Origin of the sequence: Streptomyces sp. NPDC127595 (genome assembly GCF_042671685.1) — a bacterium.
In the GTDB taxonomy this organism is placed as follows: domain Bacteria; phylum Actinomycetota; class Actinomycetes; order Streptomycetales; family Streptomycetaceae; genus Streptomyces.
The window spans coordinates 482,828-504,143 of sequence record NZ_JBHXWK010000005.1; the positions used below are offsets into that span (position 1 = coordinate 482,828).

Genomic DNA, 21,316 nt, shown 5'->3' on the forward strand with positions numbered 1-21,316 from the left:
TTGCGATCATGATGTGAGGCGTAGAACCCTGGGCTTCAAGGGACTGTCGATATCTGACAGTTGGGGGCAAGGGCGGTTGCGCGTGTGACGGGGACGGGGGCCCCAGTTCATGAACCGATGCCGAGGGGGGCATCATGCAACCGGAAGGTCGTCGTTCCATGTCTCTGTGGTGGAGATGATGTGGTGGCGCTGGCCTGCCAGTGATGCGTCCGGGACGGTCGAGGGGGACCCGACCGGACGACTGAACCGACGAACACGCGGACACCCGCGTGCGGGGGGATGACTCATGACGTCGACGCCGACGGGCGCCCGGCAGGAATTCGACCCGTCAGAGACGACACAGCTCCGGGTGCCATCGCACCGGACGGGCGGATTCCGAAGAATCAAGAAGACGTTGCCGAGATACGACTACGAGCACTACAGCCGGCTCGCGGGACCCCTGACACAGCCCGATCCGACCAAGCCGTACAAGGTGCAGTACCGCACCCTGCTGTCGCAGGAGCCGCACCGCATACGCGCGGCGCTCATGCTGGGTGCCGCGCCGCTGCTCTCGGTGGTCCTGCTCGTCTGGCTGCTCCAGCCCGCGCACTGGACCGAACGCGACTATCCCGCGTACGACTTCCTGCCGGCCCTCGACATCGTGATGCTGGTCTCGATCGGCCTCATCGAGTTCTTCCGCTGCATGAACGTGCTGTCGAACGCGCACGCCACCCTGGTCGCCCGCGACCCGATCCCGGTGGTGCCCGAGACCGGCACCAGAGTCGCCTTCCTCACCTCCTTCGTACCCGGCAAGGAGCCCCTCGGCATGGTGACGAAGACCCTGGAGGCAGCCGTCAAGCTGCGCCACCGGGGTCTTCTGCACATCTGGCTCCTGGACGAGGGCGACGATCCGGAGGTGAAGGAGGTCTGCGCGCGCCTGGGCGTGCACCACTTCTCCCGCAAGGGCATCGCGAAGTGGAACATGCCCAAGGGCCCGCACCGCGCCAAGACCAAGCACGGCAACTACAACGCCTGGCTGGACGCGCACGGCGGCGACTACGACTACTTCGCCTCGGTCGACACCGACCACGTGCCGCTGCCCAACTACCTGGAGCGGATGCTCGGCTTCTTCCGCGACCCGGACGTCGGCTTCGTCATCGGCCCGCAGGTGTACGGCAACTACGACAACGTCATCACCAAGGCCGCCGAGTCCCAGCAGTTCCTCTTCCACGCCCTGATCCAGCGCGCCGGCAACGCCTACGGCTCCCCGATGTTCGTGGGCACCTCCAACGCCGTGCGCATCAAGGCACTGAAGCAGATCGGCGGTCTGTACGACTCGATCACCGAGGACATGGCGACCGGCTTCGAGATCCACCGCGCCAAGAACCCGGCCACCGGCAGGAAGTGGCGCTCGGTCTACACACCGGACGTGCTCGCGGTGGGCGAGGGTCCCAACGCCTGGACGGACTTCTTCACCCAGCAGCTCCGCTGGTCGCGGGGGACGTACGAGACGATCCTCAAGCAGTACTGGAAGGGCTGGTACTCACTGCCGCCGAGCAAGCTCTTCAACTACACGATGATGATCATCTTCTACCCGATGTCGGCCCTCAACTGGATCCTGGCGGCGCTGAGTTGCGCGCTGTTCCTGGGCCTGGGCGCCTCGGGTGTGAACATCGACCCGACGGTCTGGCTGATGCTCTACGGCAACGCGTCGGCGCTGCAGATCGGGCTCTACATCTGGAACCGCCGGCACAACGTCTCGCCGCACGAGCCCGAGGGCAGCGGCGGCGTGGCGGGCATGATGATGTCGGCGCTCTCCGCACCGATCTACGCCCGCTCGCTGATGGACGCCGTGCTGCGCCGCAAGAGCAAGTTCGTGGTGACCCCCAAGGGTGACTCGGCGAGCCCCGACACGCTGTTCGGGACCTTCCGGATCCACCTGTTCTTCATTCTGGTCTTCGCCGGCTCGATCACCGCCGGTTTCCTGCTCGGGCACTCCCACCCCGCGATGATCATCTGGGCCACCTTCGCCCTGCTGATCACCGCCTCGCCGATCTTCGCCTGGCGCTGGTCGATGCGGCAGGACACGAAGAAGCCCAAGCCGGGAGAGGTGGAGGCGGTTCCGCTGCCGCCGCAGGCCTCGGTGCCCCAGCAGGAACAGCACGCCCCGCACGCACCGCAGCACAAGCCCCAGTGGGCCGCCGCGAACAGCGGGAACGACCAGACCATGCAGATTTCCCTTGGGGGACATAAGAAATGAAAGACGGTGCCAGCCGCCGCCGTGCCCGTCGACTTGCGATAGGTGCGGCGGTGGTCCTCGCGCTGGCCGGGATGAACGGCCCGTGGCTCTATCGCTTCGGGACGGAGCAGTACCACCAGTACAAGATCAACAAGCCGGAGTACAAGGCGGAGAACGGCCACTGGGACGTCATCGACTTCCCCGAGGAGTTCCGCCAGAACACCATCCACGCGGCCCTGCTGCACACCGGCAAGATCCTGCTGATCGCGGGCTCCGGCAACGACCAGGACAACTTCGACGCGAAGAAGTTCGACACCCGGATCTGGGACCCGGTCAAGGGCACCATCAAGAAGGTGCCCACGCCGGCCGACCTCTTCTGCACGGGCCACACCCAGCTCGCCAACGGCAATCTGCTGATCGCGGGCGGCACCAAGCGCTACGAGAAGATGAAGGGTGACGTCACCAAGGCCGGCGGCCTGATGGTGGTGCACAACGAGAACCCGGACGAGCCGATCACCCTGCCCGCGGGCACCAAGTTCACCGGCAAGGAGAACGGCAAGACCTTCGTCTCGAAGGACCCGGTGCTCGTCCCGCGCGCCAAGAAGGTCTTCGACCCGGACACCGGCGCCTTCCTGCGCAACGACCCCGGCCTCGGCCGTATCTACGTCGAGGCGCAGCAGAGCGGCACCAAGTACGAGACGGGCACCCAGGACAACTACCGCGTCCAGGGCCTCACCGGCACCGACGCCCGCAACACGTACGGCATCGCGGAGAAGCTCGCCCTGGACAAGAAGGACTTCCAGGGGATCAGGGACGCCTACGAGTTCGACCCGGTCGCCGAGCGGTACATCAAGGTCGACCCGATGAACGAGGCCCGCTGGTACCCGACGCTGACCACCCTCTCGGACGGCAAGGTGCTCAGCCTCTCCGGTCTGGACGAGATCGGCCAGCTGGTACCGGGCAAGAACGAGGTCTACGACCCGAAGACCAAGAAGTGGACGTACACCGAGGGCGTCCGGCAGTTCCCGACCTACCCGGCGATCTCCCTGATGCAGAACGGCAAGCTCTTCTACTCCGGCTCGAACGCGGGCTACGGCCCCGACGACGTCGGCCGCGACCCCGGCATCTGGGACGTGGACACCAACAAGTTCACCAAGCTGCCCGGCATGAGCGACCCGAACCTGCTGGAGACCTCCGGGACGGTGCTGCTGCCGCCCGCGCAGGACGAGAAGTACATGGTGATCGGCGGCGGCGGGGTCGGCGAGTCCGACAAGTCCAGCGAGAAGACCCGGATCATCGATCTGCTGGCGGACGACCCGAAGTTCGTGGACGGACCGTCACTGGAGAAGGGCACCCGCTACCCGCAGTCCTCGATCCTCCCCGACGACACCGTGCTGATCTCGGGCGGCTCGGAGGACTACCGCGGGCGCGGGGACTCCAACATCCTCCAGGCGCGGATCTACGACGCGAAGTCCGGCGAGCTGAACCAGGTCGCCGACCCGCTGGTGGGCCGCAACTACCACTCGGGCTCGCTCCTGCTGCCCGACGGCCGCGTGATGTTCTTCGGCTCCGACTCGCTGTACGCCGACGCGGCCAACACCAAGCCCGGCGTGTTCGAACAGCGCATCGAGATCTACACGCCGCCGTACCTGTTCCACGGCTCGCAGCCCACCCTCTCCGGCGGCCCGGAGACGATCGCCCGCGGCGACTCGGGGACCTTCAAGACGGAGCACGCCTCGTCCATCGAGACGGCCCGGCTGATCCGGCCGAGCGCGTCCACCCATGTCACCGACACCGACCAGCGTTCCATCGCACTGGACCTGAAGAAGACGAAGGACGGAGTCACGGTGACGGTTCCCAAGAACCGGAACCTGGTCGAATCCGGGTGGTACATGCTCTTCGTCACGGACGACGAGGGGACACCGAGCAAGGCTCAGTGGGTCAAGGTTCCCTAGTTGGTACGCACTTGGGGGCGCCGTCCGCTGTTCGCGGAGGGCGCCCCCAGTCACGTACGGGCTAGTTCGAAGCCTTCGCGAGCTTCAGGGCGTAATCCGCCCACCACTCACCGGCCTTGGGCCCGCCCTTGCACTCGCCGTCCGACTCACCCGGCCGCTTGACCCACAGATACGCGGCGACGAGGGGATCGGCGGTCTTGGTCGTCGGGGTCTCGCCGAGCGCTCGGCCCGGCGGGTTGCACCAGTTCTCGTCGGGCTCGCCCTCGGTGTACGGGCCGTTGCCGTTGCGGCTGGTGTCGATGACGAAGGGCTTGCCGCCGACCTTCGCCGAGAGCTGCTTGCCGTACGCGATGGAGTCCGCGGTCGTGTAGAAGTTGGAGACGTTGACCGAGAAGCCGTCCGCCGCCTCGATGCCCGCCCATTGGAGGGGCTCGAAGATCTGGTCGGGGTGGCCCCAGCCCGCGTTGCCCGCGTCGACGTACACCTTGGTGTTCTTCAGGGCCTTGAGCGCGGTGATGGCGCCCTTGAGGAGGTCGTAGCGCTCCTCGTGGAACTCCTCCGGGGTGCACTGGTTGACCAGGTGCAGGACGGCGTCCGGCTCCAGGATCACCGTGGCGGGCCGGTCCGCGATGCCCTTGACGACCCCGTCGATCCAGGCCCGGTAGGCGTTTCCGTCGGCGGCGCCGCCCTGCGAGAACTGACCGCAGTCACGGTGCGGGATGTTGTAGAGCACCAGGATCGCGTCCCGGTCGGCCTTCTCGGCGGCCTCTGTGAAGCCGCGCGCCTCCTGTTCCGGGTTCTCCGGGCCGATCCACTCGCCCGTCGGCTGCTCGGCGATCTTGCGGATCTGCTCGGCGTCGTCGTCCTTCCCCGCCTTCACGTACGCGGCGACCTGCGCTGCCGCGTTGCCGTCCGGGTTGACCCAGAACGGGTCGGAGTCCTTGGGCTGTTGTGTGACCTTGGCACCGGAGTCGTCCTTCTCGTCGCCCTCGCCCCCCGACGAGAAACACCCCGCGAGCAGCAGTGCCGCCCCCGCCATCGCCACGGACGCCCGTGCACCCCCGCGCATGCTGCCGTACATCCAACTCCCCCTTGGGTGCACTGTCCGAAAGGTCAATCCTGACATAGGTCTCGCCTCGCCCACGAGATCGTCCGAGCCTTGGTGGAGAGCTGTTACAGCGCCGGGCCTCCGGGTAGGTGCGGGCTGAGCCGTGAGACGGGGGACGACGGAATCGGGGTAGGTCATATGCACCTGAGTACCCGGGAAACGCTGCTTGCATCGGCCCTGCTGGATGCCTCGGACACACTGTCCGACAGTTTCGACGCGGGGCGTTATCTGCAGCGCCTGTCCGACCACTGCGTGGAGATCCTGGGTGCGCGGGCCGCCGGAGTCATGCTGATCGACGGCGGCGAGGCGGTGTCACTTGCCGGGAGCAGTCGCCAACAGGAGGTCGCGCTCGATCTGCTGGCCGTCCAGCACCACGGCGGACCCTGCCTGGACAGCTACGGCACCGGCCGGCCCGTCGCGCCCGTCTCGATCAGCGTCGCCCATGCCGCCGCCCGCTGGCCCGACTTCACCGAACGGGCGCTGCGCCACGACATCGCCGCGACCTTCGCCGTCCCGCTGCGCCGCCGCGAGACGCTGCTCGGCGCGCTCAACGTCTTCGTGCCCACCCTGCCCGAGCACACCTCGCCGCCCGAGGACCACTGGAGTGTGCACCTGGCCCAGGTCCTCGCCGACGCGGCGGCCGTCGGGCTGCAGAACCACCGGGTGTACGCGCAGTACCGCAGCCTGGCGGGGCAGTTGCAGGGGGCGCTGTCCAGCCGGGTCCGCATCGAGCAGGCGAAGGGCATGCTCGCCGAGCGCTGGAACACCGGGGTCGATCAGGCCTTCCTCACGCTGCGGCAGTACGCGCGCCGGCACCGGCTGCCGCTCGACGTGGTCGCGACAGGGGTGATCGACCGCTCGGTTGACCGGGAGGAACTGGGCGGAGGGCCGGGCGGGCAGCCGTCGTAGGGCGCGGGGGGAAAGTCCGCAAAGCACGCTCCACCTGCGCGAATCGGACACGCTACGAGCTGTCGGCTTGACGTCAAAAAGACCCCTAGGCCGGAGCGCTGATCCGCTCTACAGTTGCCTCACACGGCCCCGGTCCCCGGCCGGTCGGCCGGCCCGCGCCATCCGCGGATTCGTCCCCTTACCTCCCGCGCCGGACGCCGGGTTTCTCCCGCAGCCCGGGCGCGCGCGGTCGAGGACCAGCCCGGTCGGCGGCCCCGGGGGGAGCGGGTCGTCGACCGGGCCAGGTGACGTGACAGGTCCGGAGTGGGCCTCGGGTTCGGTCAGAGTCCGCTGCCCGTGAGATACGCAGGTCCGGAGTCCGCCTCGGGTTCGATCAGAGTCCCCTGCCCGTGACATACGCCGGTCCGGAGTGGGCACTCCGCCCGATCAGAGTCCGCTGCCCGTGAGGTACGCCGGTCCGGAGTGGGCCCTCCACCCGATCAGAGTCCCCTGCCCGTGACATACGCCGGTCCGGAGTGGGCCCTCCACCCGATCAGAGTCCCCTGCCCGTGACATACGCCGGTCCGGAGTGGGCCCTCCACCCGATCAGAGTCCGCTGCCCGTGAGGTACGCCGACACGATCACGTTCGCCGTATAGGTGCGGCTTGTCGCGTCGAAGGTGCCGCCGCAGGTGATGAGCCGTAGCTCGGCCCGCCCCGACTGCCTTGTTCCGTAGGCCTGTTGGGCGTCGAAGTGGTCGCGTTGGAGGACCTGTACGTCGTCCACGGTGAACTCGGCGACCGTCCCGTCGTCACGGATCACCCGGACGGTCTCGCCGGGCCGTACCGTGCTGAGCTTGTAGAAGACCGCGGGCCGGGTCTCGGTGTCGACGTGCCCCACGAGCAGCGCGGTGCCGGCCGCTCCCGGCGTCACCCCCGCGCCGTACCAGCCGACCACGCCCGGCTGGTCGAAGGGCGGCGGGTCGATCGCGCCCTGCGGATCGAGCCCGCGGGCCACGACGGGCGCCTGCACGCCCATGGCGGGGATGTCGACACGCTGCGGCTTGGCGTCCCCCAACGGCGGCTGTGCGGGCGGGAGTTGTACCTCCGGCGGCCGTCCGACCGCCGCCATGTCCCCCGTGGTCGGCGCCGATGTCCCGGGCCGTACGTCCGTCACCTCACGGCCCCACAGCCACAGCCCGAGCAGCAGTACCGCCCAGGCGACGCCCGTCAGCAGGCGCCCTGCGGTGGAGGAGCGTTCCTGTCCGGACACGTCAGTCGCGGGCGTCGCCGTGCCGGCTCCGGCGGGCGCTGCGTACCGCCACGGCCACGGCCGCGACGCTCGCGAGGACGAGGCCGACCACCGCGTGCCAGGTGCCGGGGCCGGTCTGCCGGGCGTCCACCATGGCGAGCTGGGTCGCGGCACCGCCGCCGCCCGCGTGCACGGGGGCGACCGGCGAGGCGGGGGCGGTGGAGGGACTGGCGCTGCCGCTAGGGGCGCCGCCGACGGTGACCGAGCCCTTGATCCTGTCCTCGTGGCCGTCGCAGCTCACCTTGATGTCATAGGTGCCCGGCTGGAGCGAGGTCGGTACGCGCGTCTCGCCGGCGAGCGCGCCGCCCTTGCCGGTGAGCTGCGCGTCCGCGACGAACGCGGCCGATTTCGCGGTACCCGTCTGTCCCGCGCAGCCCTTGGCCCACAGCTGGATGTCGCTGCCGGGCGCCGGCGAGGCGGGCGTCACCCGGACGCCCGCGTCGGCCGCGTAGGCGGTGGGGGTGAAAGCGGCCGCCACCACCGCCCCGGCACAGAGAGTGATTCGCAGTGAGCGCATCGTGAACCTCCAGTTACCTGGAGACTCCTCCTCGGGGCGCCGGGGCGCATCTCCAGAGGGGAACGACTGCTCCGTACGGGTCCTGAATGGTTTGGATCCCGGGGATGGCCAGGAGTCGGGACACCGGCCTGCGACGGCGCATGGCAGCCCCCTCCCCCGGGGCGATGCGGCAGGTCACGACTACGCTTGTGGCACGTCACACGCCCCGAATCCCGCAGGAGCACCTCTCATGCCAGAGCGCACGCCGATCGAATCGTGGCTGACCGACATGGACGGTGTACTCATCCACGAGGGCGTGCCGATCCCCGGCGCCGACTCCTTCCTGAAGCGGCTGAAGGAGTCCGGGAAGCCCTTCCTGGTCCTCACCAACAACTCGATCTACACGGCGCGAGACCTGCACGCCCGACTGCGCCGCATGGGCCTGGTCGTACCGGAGGCGAACATCTGGACCTCCGCCCTCGCCACCGCGAAGTTCCTGGACGACCAGCGGCCCGGCGGCTCCGCCTACGTCATCGGCGAGGCGGGCCTCACCACGGCCCTGCACGACATCGGGTACATCCTCACCGACCACGAGCCCGACTTCGTGATCCTGGGTGAAACGAGGACGTACTCCTTCGAGGCGATGACGAAGGCCGTACGGCTGATCAATGACGGCGCCCGGTTCATCGCGACGAACCCCGACGAGACCGGGCCCTCACCGGAGGGCGTGCTGCCCGCCACCGGCGCGGTCGCGGCACTGATCACCGCGGCGACGGGGAAGAAGCCGTACTTCGTCGGCAAGCCGAACCCGCTGATGATGCGGGCGGGCCTGAACGCGATCGGGGCACACTCCGAGTCCAGCGCGATGATCGGCGACCGGATGGACACGGATGTCCTGGCGGGCCTTGAGGCCGGGATGGTGACCTACCTCGTCCGCACCGGCTTGACGACGGACGCGGACATCCAGCGGTACCCCTTCCGGCCGTCGAAGGTCGTGGACTCGATCGCGGACCTCGTCGACCTTGTGTGACCGACGTCGACCTTGTGTGACCGACCGTCCTTCGGCGCTGGTCAGCACTTTCCCGGTACGTATTTCGAATCTCCTTTCATGCGTGCGTCATGAGACGGGGTCCACGACTTCAGACGCGGTAAGTCATCTCTCCTTCCTGGAGAACCCTTCCGCAGTCAACAACGCCATCCGGGAATTCATCGCGACGCAGGAAGAGGCCGCGGTGAACCCCGGCGACTGAGGCACCGCAGGTCATGAGGTGATCGCGGCCCGCGACCACCGTCCCCAAGGGCCCGGACGGGCCGCCGCTCACGCCTCCGCTCCCGCTAGCGGCGCCCAGCGGCGTTCACGCTCCCGTTTCCCCCCCAGCAGGGAGGGCAGTTCGGCGACGGAACCGAGGACGGAGGTGGCCCCCGCCGCCCGCAGCGCCGACTCCCCGTGCGCCCCGGTCAGCACTCCGGCGACGACCCCGGCCCCGGCGCGTACGCCGCTGAGCATGTCGTACGAGGTGTCGCCGGCCACCGCGACCTGCCGCACGCTCTCCGCGGCCCGCGTCCGCAGGAACGCCTCAAGGACCATGTCGGGATACGGCCGCCCGCGTCCCCCGGCGTCGGCGGGACACAGCGTGAGCGGCACCAACTCCCGCCAGCCCAGGGCGTCGAGGATGGCGTCCTGGGTGACCCGGGCGAACCCGGTGGTCAGCACGACCGTCCGCCCGGACTCCGCCAGCTCCTCGATCGCCTCGCGCGCACCGTCGATCGGGGCGATGAGGCCGCCGTCGACGAGTTCGCCGTACGCCTTCTCGAAGGCGGAGTTGGCCCGCTGGGCGAGTGTCTCCTCCCCGAACAGGTGCCGGAAGACGGAGATCTTGGACTCGCCCATGGTGGCCCGGACGTAGTCGAGCTTCTCCGCGTGGTCTGCGGAGCCGGGCTCGACGCCCAACTCCCCCGAGGCCGTGGCGAATGCCCGCTCGACGAGTCCGCCGTCGGCGACGGTGGTGCCGGCCATGTCGAGCACCACAAGCCGTATGTCTGTGCCTTCTGTGGCTTCTGTTCCTTCTGTGGCTTCCTCTGAAGTCCGCTCCGGGGTCAATTCCCTCACCATCCGAGTTCGTCGGCGGTCGTTTCGGCGATCGCGGGTGAGCAGGTCATGCCGCGCCCACCGGGCCCGGTGACCAGCCACACCCCGTCCCGCACCTGCTGCCGGTGCACCACCCGGCTCGGGTCCGTGCACTGCGCGTACACCCCGGCCCAGCGCCGCCGGATCTTCGGCAACGGCCGTCCGAGGAAGGACTCGACCACGCCGGTCAGGTGGTCGTAGGGCTCCTCGACGGTGTCGAAGGCGAAGGGGTGCTCGTACTCATGGGTGTCGCCGATAGTCAGCCCGCCGTCCGCGCGCTGCACCATGAGGAGCTGCATACGGTGGGCGGCGGCGGTTTCGGCCTGCGGCCGGCCGGAGTTGAGCCGGTCGAGCGCTTCGCCGCGGTAGGCCGGGTAGTAGCGGAAGCTGTCCGCGTCGGCGATCGACGTGGTGAGCGGCTCGCCCAGCGGCTCGGTCTGCATCATCTGCAGCCGCACCCGCCGCACGGGCAGCTCAGGACCGGCCAACTCGCGTACGAGACCGCCCAGCCAAGCCCCCGTGCAGAGCACCACCACGTCGCCGCGGTGCACATCGCCGTGGTCGTCCCGGACGGCGTGCTCGCCGACGACATCGCGGACCTCGCGCCCCGGCAGGAAGGTGTAGCGCGGCGACTTCCGCAGCTCCTCCCGGAGGGCGAGCTGGGCGACGCGCGGCTCGACGGCCGCGTCACGCTCGCAGTACAGGGCGGCGTCGTACGCGCCGCGCAGCGCCGGGTTAACGGCGCGCGCCTCGGCCGCCGTCAGCAGTTTGTAGCCACGGGCGGCGGCGTCCGGGCGGGCCACGGCCGCCTCGGCGACGGCGAGTTCGAGATCGCCGCGCAGGGGGGTCAGGGACCCGTTCGCCCTGAAGCCGATCCCCGGGACGCGCGCCCCGATCGACCCCCACAACTCCCGCGCCCGCAGGGCGGTTTCGAGCTCCTCTCCACCCGCGCGACCACTGACCCAGATCTGCCCGAAGTTACGCAGGGAGGCCCCGCGGGCCTCCGCCTCACGCTCGATCTGCACGACCTCGTGGCCGCGCTCCACTGCGTGCCAGGCATGCAGGGTGCCCACCACTCCGGCTCCGACGACTATCACTCTCACAACGGCAACGCTCCTTGGAAGGGGGGAATCGGAAGGGACCGCACGGCATCCAGATGGTGAACTACCTATCACATTTGGACTAGACCCGTTACGTTTTCGTTATGAAAAACGGGTGGGCCGCAGCCCGCCCGAAGCCGATGTACGCGGATGTGCCGATGTACGGGTGTACGGGTGTACGGAAGATCAGCCGCGCAGATGGGCGGTGAACGAGAACCGATCCCCCCGGTACAGCGTCCGCACCCGCTCCAGCGGCTCCCCCTCCGTGTCCCGCGAGACCCGGTGGATCAGCAGCATCGGCAACGCGGGCGGCGTACCGACGAGCAGCGCCTCGCGCGGAGTGGCCAGCACCGTCTCGATGCGCTCGTCGGCGTCGCCGAACGCGATGCCGAGCCGGTCGTGGAGGTAGGCGTAGAAGGAGGAGTCTGGGGTGAAGTCGCGGTCGAGGTGCGGTACGCGCGCCACGGCGACGTACGTGCTCTCGAGCCCCACCCGCTCCTCATCGGCGAGCAGCACGCGCTCCATGTGCCAGACGGGCTCGCCGCGCGTCAGCCCGGCCTCGGCGGCGAGGGCCTCGGGGCAGGGGAAGCGGTCGAGGCTGATCAGCGTACGACCGGGGGTGCGCCCCTGCCGCCGTACGCCCTCGGTGTAGCTGGCGAGCGAGAGCGGCTGGGCCAGCTTCGGCCCCGCGACCACCGTGCCACGCCCCTGCCGCCGCACCTTCCCCTCAAGCAGCAACTCCCGCAGCGCCTGCCGCACGGTCTCCCGCGCGACCTCGTACTTCTCCGCGAGATCACGCTCGGGCGGCAGCGCCCCGCCCTCGCCCAGCTCCTCGACCAGCAGGGCGATATGCGCCTTCACCGCGTAGTACTTCGGAATGCGGCCGTGCTCCGGAATGCCGGAGCGGACGGGGGCGCCGGGGGCCTGGTCGTTCGGGTAGTCCACGGAGAGGATCGTCGCAGACGGGGTCCCGGCGGCGGGCTCCAGGTGTCACGCCCGCGACCGCGCCCGCGGGGACGGGCCACGGACCCCCGGTATCACCCCCGCGACCGCACCCGCAAGGACAGGCCACGACCCCCGGCGTCACCCCAGCGACCGCACCCGCAGGCACGGGCCACGACCCACGGTGTCACCCGCGCCCACCAGAACACGTCACGACTCCCACCCGTCACCGGCGCGACCGCACGCGCCGCGACACGGCGAGGAGGACGCCCCCTGTGACGAACAGCCCGAGGCCGGCGGCCACGCCGACCCAGTGAGAGGCACGCTGACCGGTACTGGCCAGCTCCTCCGCGGCCGACATCCCTTCTTCCCGTACGACTCCACTGTTGCCGTCGCCGTCGCCGGTCCCGGTGCCGCCGTCGCGGTTGGTCCCCTCGTCCTCGATGCGGAAGCGGTAGTCGTTCGACTCCCCCACCCAGTCCCCGTCGTCGTTGTGCCGCTGCACGACGGCCGCGTTCGCGACGACGTCGTTCGGGGCGACCGCGTCGGAGGTGACGGAGAGGCGGACCTTCACGGTGAGCGTCCGGCCGGGGCCGACCGTGAACCCCGGGAACCCGTCGTCGAAGGCCCCCACGTTCTCGTCCTCGTCACTCTTCTCGAACTCGACGGGATGCAGCTCCTCGGCGTCGCCCGCTCTCCCGCCTCCGTAGAAGTCCAGCCGTGCCTGCTCGGGCCGCAACGCCCGCTTCTCGTCGACGAGGACGACGATCGGGTGGATGTTGCCGCAGGTGTGCGCGGTGGTGTTGGTGAGGTCGATATACCAGGTCCGGTAGTCGCCCCCGGCGTCGTACGTCGTCGGCCCCCCGTGGATCTTGGTCTGCACCGGGAAGGCGCGAGTCTCGGGGGCGGCGCAGGTGGGGCGGGGGTTCGCCAGGGCCATACCGGGCATGGCGAGCAGGAGAGGGAGGGCGGCGGCCGCAGCAGTAACGGAGAGGGGCAGGGACGTGCGCAGTCTCAATCGCGTTCGCGTTCGCATGAGGAGCCTTTGCCGATCGGGAGCGTAAGCGGTACCGGGCAGCGGCCCGTGACCCTGCCACACGCGGCCGGCTACACCGGGTCGCCACGCCCGCCAAGCCCTCCGATCGGCCGAGCCCTATTAGCCCGTCCGGCGTTTGATCAGCCCGTCCGGCGTTTGAGGACGAGGCCGTCCAGGCCGGCACGGGGGCCTGGGGGCGCTGCGTCCATCAGCGGCTCCGCCGCGGGCCCCAGAAACGGGACGGGAAGGGGCGCAGGGGGCGAAAAAACACCCCCCTCACCCCACCCCCCGCCCGAACAACGGCGCCAGCAACAACTGCGCAGCCCCCTCCGCAACCCCCCGCGCCCCGCCGGAGGCAAGCCGTACAGGAACGCCCGCGTCCACCCCCTCCCGCCGAGCCCGGTCATCCAGCACCGCGCCGACACCTCGTACGAAGTCCGCCTGGTGCGCCGCCACCGTGCGGCCGCCCAGCAACACGAGGTCGATGTCCAGCAGCCCCACCAGATTCGCCGCGCCCACCCCCAGCACCCGCGCCGCCTCGCCCACCGCGCCCCGGGCCACCGCCCCCAGGCAGAGCACCTCGAGGCACCCCCGGTCGCCGCAACCGCACAGGGGCCCGTCCAGCTGGATGACCTGGTGTCCGAACTCCCCGGCGCCCGTACGGGCCCCCCGATGCACGGACCCCCCGATCACGAGCCCGGCCCCCAGCCCCGTACCGAGATGCAGATAGGCGAAGGACCCGGAGCCGCCGGCACCCCCCACCGCCAGCCCCAGCGCCGCCGCGTTGGTGTCCTTGTCCACCACCACCGGCACCCCGAGCCGCCCCGTCAGCGCATCGCGCAACGGAAACCCGTCCCACTCCGGAAACCCGGTGACCCGGTGCAGCAAGCCCCGTGTGTGGTCGAGGGGGCCGGGCAGCGCGACTCCCACCCCCAGCACGGCCCCCACCCCGGCGAGCAGCGCCTCCGCTTCCGTGGCCGCGGCCTGGACCACCGCGTCCGCCCCGCCCCCCAGATCCAGCGGAGCCCGCCGCTCGCCCACCACCGTGCCGGTGAGATCGCAGAGCACCGCCCTCAGCTCGTCCCGGTCGAGGTGCAGCCCGACCGCGTGGCCGGCCTCCGGGACGAGCCGGAGAACGGTGCGCGGCTTGCCGCCCGTGGAAGCGCGGCGGCCCGCCTCCGCCACGAACCCGTCGGCGCGCAGCCGGGCCGTGATCTTGCTGACGGCCTGCGGGGTCAGCCCGGTGCGCTCGGCGAGTTCGAGGCGGCTGATGCCGGCCGGGCCCGCCGTGCGCAGCAGATCGAGCACGAGCGCGGCGTTGTGGCTGCGCAGGGCGAGCAGATTCACGCCCGCGCCGCCCGTGACCGCATCGGTACCCCGGCCGCTCGGGACGCCCCGGACGCTCCGGCCGTCCCGGCCACTTCGTACGCCCGGCAACCCCGCCTCCGGGCCGCCCGGGACGCCCCGGACACTCCGGCCACTCCGTACGCCCGGCAACCCCGCCTCCGGCCCTGCACCCGCCGCCCCCCGTCCCGGTCCCGGCCCCGGCCCCGGTCCCGGTCCCGGTCCCGCATCGTTCCTGTTCACGTACGCCATTGTCCCCCGCGCTTGCACTTTGGCAACAGCGTTGCGAAAGTGGACGTATGACTGGCACAGGTTCTGACCCCGGCACGCCCGCCACCACGGCCGCCTCCCACGCCACCTCGGCCGCCGCCCCCGGCACCCCGGGCGGCCCCCTCCGCGTGGCCCTCGTCGGCTACGGTCTGGCGGGCTCCGTCTTCCACGCCCCCCTGATCGCGGTGACCGAGGGCCTGACCCTCGACACGGTCGTCACCTCGAACCCGGAGCGGCAGGAGCAGGCCCGCGCCGAATTCGGTGACGGGCTCCGTTTCGCCGCGACCCCCGACGACCTGTGGGCCCGCGCCGACGAGCTGGACCTGATCGTCATCGCGTCCCCGAACAAGACCCACGTACCGATCGCGACCGCCGCTCTCAAGGCGGGCCTCCCGGTCGTCGTCGACAAGCCCCTCGCCGGTACGGCGGCCGAGGCCCGCGAGCTGGCCGCCCTGGCCGACGAACGCGGCCTGCTCCTCTCCGTCTTCCAGAACCGCCGCTGGGACAACGACTTCCTGACGCTCCGCAAGCTCATCGCCGAGGGCGAGTTGGGCGACGTATGGCGCTTCGAGTCGCGTTTCGAGCGCTGGCGCCCGCAGCCCAAGGGCGGCTGGCGCGAGTCCGGCGACCCGGCAGAGATCGGAGGTCTCCTCTACGACCTCGGCAGCCATGTCGTCGACCAGGCGCTGGTCCTCTTCGGCCCCGCGACCTCGGTGTACGCGGAGTCGGACATCCGCCGCGCGGGCGCCGAGACGGACGACGACACGTTCATCGCGATCACCCACGCGAGCGGCGTCCGCTCCCACCTCTACGTGTCCGCGACCACCGCCCAACTCGGCCCGCGCTTCCGCGTGCTGGGCTCGCAGGCGGGCTACGTCAAGTACGGCCTCGACCCGCAGGAGGCAGCCCTGCGCGACGGCAGGCGCCCCACGGACACCGGCGAGGAATGGGGCGTCGAGCCCGAGTCCCTTTGGGGCCGGGTCGGTGCGGGTGAGTCCCCGCTCACGGGCGGCGGCCGGCCCGAGCCGACGCTGCCGGGCGCGTACCCCGCGTACTACGCGGCTGTCGCCGCCGCCCTCCGTGACGGCGGCCCGAACCCGGTCACCGCGCACGAGGCCGCGGCCGCCCTCGACGTCCTGGAGGCGGCCCGCCGGTCCGCCCGCGAGGGAGTGGTGGTGTCCCTGTGAGCGGATCTGTGGGTGGCCCTGTGAGCGCCCCGACCATTCCTGAACTGGAGGAGCAGGAGCGCCGGTTGACGCTCCCGCACTTCACCCTCGACGACGCCTGGGCACTGGGCACGCTGCTTGTGGACATCGCTCGCGAGCAGGCCGCCCCCGTCGCCATCGACATCCGCCGCGGCGGCCAGCAGCTCTTCCACGCGGCGCTGCCCGGTTCGACCCCGGACAACGACGCCTGGATCGACCGCAAGCGCCGCGTCGTCGAACGCTACGGCTGCTCCTCGTACCTCGTCGGCTCCCGCTTCCGCGCCAAGGGCACGACGTTCGAGGAGTCCTCGCGCCTCGACCCCGACACGTACGCGGCCCACGGCGGCGCGTTCCCGATCGCCGTCGAGGGCACGGGAGTTGTCGGCACGGTGGTGGTGTCGGGGCTGCCGCAGGTGGAGGACCACGCGATGGTGGTGGCGGCGCTGGAGCGCTTCAAGGGCTGAGAGTCCCGTACGGGGTTGGGCCTGCACGGGAGTTGAGCGCCGTACGGGGTTGGGCGCTGCACGAGAGTTGGGCGCCGTACAAGAGTCGGGCGCCGTACGGGATCGGGGTCGCCCCAATCCCGTACGGCTCAACCTCGTACAGCTCAGGCGTCCTTGAACTCCTGTCGCTGGCGGCCGAGCCCCTCGATCTCCACCTCCACCACATCCCCGGCCCGCAGGTAAGGCTTGGGCTCGGGCGCGCCCAGGGCAACGCCCGCCGGTGTACCGGTGTTGATGATGTCGCCCGGGTACAGCGTCATGAACTGGCTTACGTACCGCACCACTTCAGCGACCGAGAAGATCTGCTCGGCGGTCGTCCCGTTCTGCTTGAGCTCGCCGTTGACCCAGAGCTTGAGCGCCAGGTTCTGCGGGTCGGGCACCTCGTCGGCGGTCACCAGCCACGGACCCAGCGGGTTGAACGTCTCGCAGTTCTTGCCCTTGTCCCAGGTGCCGCCGAGTTCGAGCTGGAACTCGCGCTCGGAGACGTCGTGCGCCACCGCGTACCCGGCGACGTGTGCGAGCGCCTCCTCGTGGGACCCGAGGTAGCGGGCGGTACGGCCGATGACGACCGCGAGCTCGACCTCCCAGTCGGTCTTCTCGGACTTGCGCGGCACGAGCACGGTGTCGTTCGGGCCGATCACCGTGTCCGCGGCCTTGAAGAAGATCACCGGCTCGGCGGGCGGCTCGGCGCCGGTCTCGCGGGCGTGGTCGTGGTAGTTCAGCCCGATGCACACGACCTTGCCGATACCGGCGAGCGGCGGCCCGACGCGGAGCCCGTCCTCGTCCAGCGCGGGCAGCTCTCCGGCCTCGGCGGCGGACCGGATCCGGCCGAGCGCGGCGGCGTCGGCGAGCAGCGCCCCGTCGATGTCCGGGACGACACCGGAAAGGTCACGCAGGGTTCCCTCGGCGTCCAGCAGCGCGGGCCGCTCCGACCCCGCCGTACCGACTCGCAGCAGCTTCATAGTCACTATCTCCCTAGATCTCGGGCAGTCATCCGACAGGTGCAGCCATCGGATGACTGGTCGATCGTCCAAGCTCGGTGTCCAGTCCGCAAGTCCCTGATCACGGACTGGACCGCTCCGTCACGTGTTCAGGGGGTACAGGAAGGCGCGCTCCACCGCGCTCCACGTCGTACTGGTCACCATGTACAGCGCGGCCGCCAGCGGCATCACCGCGACGGAGACGAGCGTGACGAAGGACATGAACGGCATGACCTTGGTGATCGTCGCGAGCCCGGGCACCGGCTGGGCGCCGTCGCCCGCCGGGGCCACGACCATCGAGGCATTGGCCGCCGCCATCTGCTTCGTACGCCGGTAGTTGAAGGTCGCCACGGCCGCGACGAGGGCGAAGAGAGCGACGTAGACGAGCCCCGGCGCCCCGAGGACCCCGCCGTCGCCCAGCGCGTCGACCCAGCGGTCGCCGAGGGGCGCGGCGAAGAGCTTGTGCGCCAGCAGGCCGTTGGCCCCGCCGCCGATCGTCGAACTGGAGAACAGGTGGTAGAGCAGGAAGAAGGCCGGCAACTGGCACAGGCTGGGCAGCAGCCCGGACATCGGCGACACCTTCTCCGCCGCGTGCAGCTCCAGCACCGCCTGCTGCAGCTTCTGGGGATTCTTCGCGTGCTTCTTCCGCAGCTCCGCGATCCGCGGCTGGAGCCGGGTCCGCGCCCGCTGCCCACGGGCCGCCGCCCTGGACAGGGGATGCACGAGCAGTCGTACGAGCGCGGTGATCAGGACGATCGCGGCGGCCGCCGCGGAGGCGTGGAACAACGGCTGGAGCAGCTCGGCGAGCTGCTCGACCAGCCCGCCGAAAGCGGACAGGAAGGTGGACATGGGTGAGCCCTCCGGGGGTCTCGTCGTGCCGGGAGTACGGGTGTCCGTACGGGATGGCGGCATGACGACCATGCGTGGGATGCGTGGGATACGCGGGATGCCCGGATGTGGTGGTGCACGGGCGGTGCACCGTCCAACCGTGGACGGATGTGGCTGGGAGATCCCTACGCGGCGGCCGTCAGGAGGGCACGCCCCGGCGCTCGGGGGCGCGAACGCCCCGCGGCGTCGGGATCACGTTGGGGCAGGAACGCCGTACGGTGCTCGCGGTCGCGGATGGCCGTCCGTACGTTCGTACGCGGCACGGCGGGCGCGCAGCGTGAGCCGATGAGCGCGCAGACCGCGAGCGCGGAGCCGGCCGCGGCGGTCGCGGTGAACGCGACGGCGACTGCGGCGGCGAGGCTGCCGGTGTCGAGCAGGGCGACCTCGACGAGCAGCAGGAGCAGCACGGCGGCGGGACGCATGGCGCCTTTGCTCCAGGCCCGGATCATGGGCTGCTCCTCCCTTCGTCGTCATTCATGGTCGTTCCCGGTCGTCCCCGCTGTGCGGGTTGTATGAAGTTATACGGGATCCGTCTCGATGGGCTCAAGCAGGCGCGGGGCTGGCGCAGGGGGCGCCTTTCATCGCGGCCGCATGGAGGTGAGCTTCCCCCAGACGACCAGCCGGTACGTGGAGGTGTACTCGGGGGTGCAGGTGGTGAGGGTGGTGAGGGTGAGGTAATAGCCAGGCTCGCTGTACCCGTAGGCGGGCCGGGTGGCACTGCGCGGCACGGCGCCGATGACCCCGCCGTCCCCCGCCGAGGTCCGCGGAAGGGTCTTGTCGACGACGTACGTGTAGATCGCGGCCTTGGTCTCGACGCTGATCTCGTCCCCGGGCTGGAGCCGGTTGATGTACCGGAACGGTTCGCCGTGGGTGTTGCGATGTCCGGCGAGCGCGAAGTTCCCTGCCTGGCCCGGCTGTTGGGTGTCCTTGTAGTGGCCGACGTACCCCTTGTTCAGAACGTCCGGCTTGCTGACGCCTTCGGCGACGGGGACGCGGAGGCCCAGGCGGGGGATGACGAGGACGGCGTAGGCCTGGGACCAACTGGGGTCGGGGCGCCGGCTGTTGAAGGCGGCGGAAGATTCCGGGGCGTTGGCACCCGGCGCGGGTGTTGCAGCCACCGGCAACCCACTCGCTCCCGTATCCGCATCGGTCCCCGTCTCCGTCTCCGTCTCCGATGGCGCTGAGGCCCGCCACTCACGCTCCAGGGCCTGCACCTCGCGCTCGGCGTTCTGCTGGGCCTGGCGGTTGGTCCACCACAACTGATGGACGACGAGGAGCAGCAGCACGACCCCAACGGTGACGAGGAGTTCGCCGCAGCTCCACAGGGCGCGCTGGCCGAGGGCGCGTCGTCGCCGGGTGCTGTGCCGCACCACGGGAATCCGCGTGGCCCGCATGACGTGCATGACCTGCATGCGTGCGCCTCCTTCGCCGGGGCGGCACGCACGTTAAGGGTTGCGGCTTCAAGTCACCAGCCCCGCAAGCCTTCGCAGCCCGGCGTGGCCGCCCCTGCTTCCGGCGCTGGAACACCGTCACGCCGGGCGGCCGTGACCTGTACACGGCCGCCTCGGACACGTGCCTGAGCGGGAAGTCTGTGAGCGCGCTGTTCGCGGCGGGGCCGCTGTAGGCGCTGTAGATCGCCGGGCGGGGTGATGTGAGCGTGCGGTGTGAGCCCGCGCACCACCCATGAGGGCAATGTGCGGGTGTGTGATCCTCTGCCCCTGTGACGCCTCTGGCCTGCGGATCCCTCTCGTTCGCGGGCCGACGGCAGTACGGTGTCCACCATGCGCCCCGACACGCCTGCCGAGAACGCCGACCACACCGGCGAAGCAGCCCGCCTGGAACGTACCGCCGGCCTCTACCCCGAGGACGCCGAACACCTGCTTGTGCAGGCCGCGGCCCACCTCGAACTGGCCGGCGACCGCCCCGCCGCCACCGCGCTCTACGACCGCTTGCTGTCATCCGCGGCCTCCCTCGAGAACCCCCACCTGGTACGAGCCCTCAAGGCCTCCAACCTCTGGGAGTACGGCCACGAGGCGGAGGCCCGCGCGATCATCGACGGAGTCCGCGCCGCGTCCCCCCGCGACCCGGCCCCCTGGGTGATCGTGGCGGAGTCCCTCGAATCCCACGACGAGCTGGAATCGGCCCAGGAAACGTTCACGCAGGCGGCCACGCTCCTCCTGACCGACGTGGCCGAACCCCCGTACGCCACCCACCCCGTCCTCTTCGGCCGCCACCGCGTCCGCCGCATGCTGGGCGCCCCCCACGACGACTGGGACCTCCAGGCCGACACCCTGCACTCGTCCCCCATCTCCCTGGACGAACTCCACGACCCCAAGCGCGTCTGGTCCCTCGGCTCGGACAACCCGGAAGAACTCCAGGCCGAAATCTCCCGCCTCCGAGCCGAACTGGGCACCTACCGAGCCGCCCTCTCCCGCCCGTTCCCGGTAGCCGTCCTCCACTGGCCCGCCGAGGAACTCACCGAACTCCTCGCCGCGTACTCGTCCCTCGAGTCGGAGTACCCCTCCCACGAGGAACACCTCGCGACGATAGAGGCGTCGCTACGGGAGCTCGCGGCCTCCGGCACCCCGAACCTGGGGATCGTGACGGGGACGGTGCCTTCATACGAGGCATTCGCGGCGTCGGAGGCCTCGTCCCCGGCAGACGCGACGTTGTTGCCGCAGTACGCGACGACGCTGGCGGCACGGGGGCTGGCTGTGGCTTGGCCGCCGCAGCGGGGGGATGGGTGCTGGTGTGGGTCGGGGAGGGTTTATGGGGAGTGTCACGGGACCACCTACTGACCGCGCGCCCGCCAAAGTTCGAGGCCTGCCTGTCAGTGCTCGAAGCACCGCGCCTGATCTTGCGTCGACGCAAAGGTGGACGAACGACCTACAAGTCGGCGACGGTCAGGCGCATGGTGACACCGGTTAACGGTTGTCATGCTTGC

At 70.4% G+C, this 21,316-nt stretch carries 20 protein-coding genes; 8 read left to right on the forward strand and 12 right to left on the reverse strand.

From position 1 onward, the window contains the following. Nucleotides 1–286: 286 nt before the first annotated feature. Together ACFVKT_RS19145 and ACFVKT_RS19150 are read left to right on the forward strand one after the other, a co-directional pair. Nucleotides 287–2,239: a glycosyltransferase family 2 protein gene (locus ACFVKT_RS19145; RefSeq protein WP_385732891.1), complete on the forward strand. Its 1,953-nt coding sequence runs from the start codon at nt 287–289 to the stop codon at nt 2,237–2,239. Further along, complete coding sequence (locus ACFVKT_RS19150; protein WP_385732893.1) at nt 2,236–4,173, forward strand: galactose oxidase-like domain-containing protein; 1,938 nt, start codon at nt 2,236–2,238, stop codon at nt 4,171–4,173. Before ACFVKT_RS19145 ends, ACFVKT_RS19150 begins: the two co-directional genes overlap by 4 nt. Nucleotides 4,174–4,234: 61 nt before the next feature. Here the strand turns inward: ACFVKT_RS19150 and ACFVKT_RS19155 are convergent, their stop codons facing one another. Then, on the reverse strand, nt 4,235–5,254 hold the full coding sequence (locus ACFVKT_RS19155) for a glycoside hydrolase family 6 protein (protein WP_385732895.1): 1,020 nt from the start codon (nt 5,252–5,254) through the stop codon (nt 4,235–4,237). A gap of 165 nt (nt 5,255–5,419) precedes the next feature. Here ACFVKT_RS19155 and ACFVKT_RS19160 point away from each other — a divergent pair, with 165 nt between their 5' ends. Next, entirely contained in the window at nt 5,420–6,190 is a 771-nt protein-coding gene (locus ACFVKT_RS19160; protein WP_385732897.1) for an ANTAR domain-containing protein, read from the forward strand. Between the two features lie 585 nt (nt 6,191–6,775). Here ACFVKT_RS19160 and ACFVKT_RS19165 read toward each other — a convergent pair. Both ACFVKT_RS19165 and ACFVKT_RS19170 read right to left on the reverse strand, forming a co-directional pair. Next, nucleotides 6,776–7,441: a class F sortase gene (locus ACFVKT_RS19165; protein WP_385732899.1), complete on the reverse strand. Its 666-nt coding sequence runs from the start codon at nt 7,439–7,441 to the stop codon at nt 6,776–6,778. Nucleotide 7,442: 1 nt separating this feature from the next. Further along, nucleotides 7,443–7,997, reverse strand: coding sequence for a hypothetical protein (locus ACFVKT_RS19170; protein WP_385732901.1), 555 nt, complete (start codon nt 7,995–7,997; stop codon nt 7,443–7,445). Between the two features lie 229 nt (nt 7,998–8,226). Between ACFVKT_RS19170 and ACFVKT_RS19175 the strand changes: the two genes are divergently transcribed. After that, a complete protein-coding gene (locus ACFVKT_RS19175; protein WP_385732904.1) occupies nt 8,227–9,006 on the forward strand; it encodes an HAD-IIA family hydrolase in 780 nt (259 codons plus the stop codon). 82 nt (nt 9,007–9,088) lie between these two features. Further along, nucleotides 9,089–9,226, forward strand: coding sequence for a hypothetical protein (locus tag ACFVKT_RS19180; RefSeq protein WP_385732906.1), 138 nt, complete (start codon nt 9,089–9,091; stop codon nt 9,224–9,226). Between the two features lie 68 nt (nt 9,227–9,294). On the opposite strand, the gene ACFVKT_RS19185 is transcribed toward ACFVKT_RS19180, so the two are convergent. From ACFVKT_RS19185 to ACFVKT_RS19205, 5 genes are all read right to left on the reverse strand, one after another. Further along, on the reverse strand, nt 9,295–10,089 hold the full coding sequence (locus ACFVKT_RS19185) for an HAD family hydrolase (protein ID WP_385732908.1): 795 nt from the start codon (nt 10,087–10,089) through the stop codon (nt 9,295–9,297). After that, entirely contained in the window at nt 10,083–11,207 is a 1,125-nt protein-coding gene (locus ACFVKT_RS19190) for a TIGR03364 family FAD-dependent oxidoreductase (protein WP_385732910.1), read from the reverse strand. The genes ACFVKT_RS19185 and ACFVKT_RS19190 overlap by 7 nt, the downstream gene beginning before the upstream one ends. Nucleotides 11,208–11,390: 183 nt before the next feature. Beyond that, nucleotides 11,391–12,149, reverse strand: a complete 759-nt coding sequence (locus tag ACFVKT_RS19195; protein WP_385732912.1) for a GntR family transcriptional regulator — start codon at nt 12,147–12,149, stop codon at nt 11,391–11,393. Nucleotides 12,150–12,372: 223 nt separating this feature from the next. Continuing rightward, nucleotides 12,373–13,095: a hypothetical protein gene (locus tag ACFVKT_RS19200; protein ID WP_385732914.1), complete on the reverse strand. Its 723-nt coding sequence runs from the start codon at nt 13,093–13,095 to the stop codon at nt 12,373–12,375. A 363-nt stretch (nt 13,096–13,458) separates the two neighbouring features. Continuing rightward, nucleotides 13,459–14,778 (reverse strand): ROK family protein, encoded by a 1,320-nt coding sequence (locus ACFVKT_RS19205; protein ID WP_385732916.1) that lies wholly within the window; start codon nt 14,776–14,778, stop codon nt 13,459–13,461. A 47-nt stretch (nt 14,779–14,825) separates the two neighbouring features. Here ACFVKT_RS19205 and ACFVKT_RS19210 point away from each other — a divergent pair, with 47 nt between their 5' ends. Beyond that, nucleotides 14,826–15,983, forward strand: a complete 1,158-nt coding sequence (locus tag ACFVKT_RS19210; RefSeq protein ID WP_385732918.1) for a Gfo/Idh/MocA family oxidoreductase — start codon at nt 14,826–14,828, stop codon at nt 15,981–15,983. 20 nt (nt 15,984–16,003) lie between these two features. Then, the gene (locus ACFVKT_RS19215) at nt 16,004–16,465 is read left to right on the forward strand and encodes a heme-degrading domain-containing protein (RefSeq protein WP_385732920.1); all 462 of its coding nucleotides are present in this window, start codon (nt 16,004–16,006) and stop codon (nt 16,463–16,465) included. A gap of 143 nt (nt 16,466–16,608) precedes the next feature. On the opposite strand, the gene ACFVKT_RS19220 is transcribed toward ACFVKT_RS19215, so the two are convergent. The 4 genes from ACFVKT_RS19220 to ACFVKT_RS19235 all read right to left on the reverse strand — a co-directional run bounded on the left by ACFVKT_RS19220 (nt 16,609) and on the right by ACFVKT_RS19235 (nt 19,784). Continuing rightward, nucleotides 16,609–17,466 (reverse strand): fumarylacetoacetate hydrolase family protein, encoded by an 858-nt coding sequence (locus tag ACFVKT_RS19220; RefSeq protein WP_385732922.1) that lies wholly within the window; start codon nt 17,464–17,466, stop codon nt 16,609–16,611. 120 nt (nt 17,467–17,586) lie between these two features. Beyond that, nucleotides 17,587–18,321, reverse strand: a complete 735-nt coding sequence (locus ACFVKT_RS19225) for a YidC/Oxa1 family membrane protein insertase (RefSeq protein WP_385733194.1) — start codon at nt 18,319–18,321, stop codon at nt 17,587–17,589. 176 nt (nt 18,322–18,497) lie between these two features. Further along, on the reverse strand, nt 18,498–18,821 hold the full coding sequence (locus ACFVKT_RS19230) for a DUF6412 domain-containing protein (RefSeq protein WP_385732925.1): 324 nt from the start codon (nt 18,819–18,821) through the stop codon (nt 18,498–18,500). Nucleotides 18,822–18,950: 129 nt separating this feature from the next. Continuing rightward, nucleotides 18,951–19,784 (reverse strand): class E sortase, encoded by an 834-nt coding sequence (locus ACFVKT_RS19235; protein ID WP_385732927.1) that lies wholly within the window; start codon nt 19,782–19,784, stop codon nt 18,951–18,953. A gap of 369 nt (nt 19,785–20,153) precedes the next feature. On the opposite strand from ACFVKT_RS19235, the gene ACFVKT_RS19240 reads away from it, so the two are divergent. Beyond that, entirely contained in the window at nt 20,154–21,170 is a 1,017-nt protein-coding gene (locus ACFVKT_RS19240; protein ID WP_385732929.1) for an SEC-C domain-containing protein, read from the forward strand. Nucleotides 21,171–21,316: the final 146 nt, after the last annotated feature.

Excerpts from the sequence above, each read along its gene's own strand:
- ACFVKT_RS19235 (WP_385732927.1), bottom strand. The coding sequence starts at position 19,784 with ATGCAGGTCATGCACGTCATGCGGGCCACGCGGATTCCCGTGGTGCGG.
- ACFVKT_RS19210 (WP_385732918.1), top strand. The coding sequence starts at position 14,826 with ATGACTGGCACAGGTTCTGACCCCGGCACGCCCGCCACCACGGCCGCC.
- ACFVKT_RS19155 (WP_385732895.1), bottom strand. The coding sequence starts at position 5,254 with ATGTACGGCAGCATGCGCGGGGGTGCACGGGCGTCCGTGGCGATGGCG.
- ACFVKT_RS19160 (WP_385732897.1), top strand. The coding sequence starts at position 5,420 with ATGCACCTGAGTACCCGGGAAACGCTGCTTGCATCGGCCCTGCTGGAT.
- ACFVKT_RS19185 (WP_385732908.1), bottom strand. The coding sequence starts at position 10,089 with ATGGTGAGGGAATTGACCCCGGAGCGGACTTCAGAGGAAGCCACAGAA.
- ACFVKT_RS19205 (WP_385732916.1), bottom strand. The coding sequence starts at position 14,778 with ATGGCGTACGTGAACAGGAACGATGCGGGACCGGGACCGGGACCGGGG.
- ACFVKT_RS19220 (WP_385732922.1), bottom strand. The coding sequence starts at position 17,466 with ATGAAGCTGCTGCGAGTCGGTACGGCGGGGTCGGAGCGGCCCGCGCTG.
- ACFVKT_RS19175 (WP_385732904.1), top strand. The coding sequence starts at position 8,227 with ATGCCAGAGCGCACGCCGATCGAATCGTGGCTGACCGACATGGACGGT.
- ACFVKT_RS19240 (WP_385732929.1), top strand. The coding sequence starts at position 20,154 with ATGCGCCCCGACACGCCTGCCGAGAACGCCGACCACACCGGCGAAGCA.
- ACFVKT_RS19230 (WP_385732925.1), bottom strand. The coding sequence starts at position 18,821 with ATGATCCGGGCCTGGAGCAAAGGCGCCATGCGTCCCGCCGCCGTGCTG.
- ACFVKT_RS19170 (WP_385732901.1), bottom strand. The coding sequence starts at position 7,997 with ATGCGCTCACTGCGAATCACTCTCTGTGCCGGGGCGGTGGTGGCGGCC.
- ACFVKT_RS19200 (WP_385732914.1), bottom strand. The coding sequence starts at position 13,095 with ATGCCCGGTATGGCCCTGGCGAACCCCCGCCCCACCTGCGCCGCCCCC.
- ACFVKT_RS19150 (WP_385732893.1), top strand. The coding sequence starts at position 2,236 with ATGAAAGACGGTGCCAGCCGCCGCCGTGCCCGTCGACTTGCGATAGGT.
- ACFVKT_RS19145 (WP_385732891.1), top strand. The coding sequence starts at position 287 with ATGACGTCGACGCCGACGGGCGCCCGGCAGGAATTCGACCCGTCAGAG.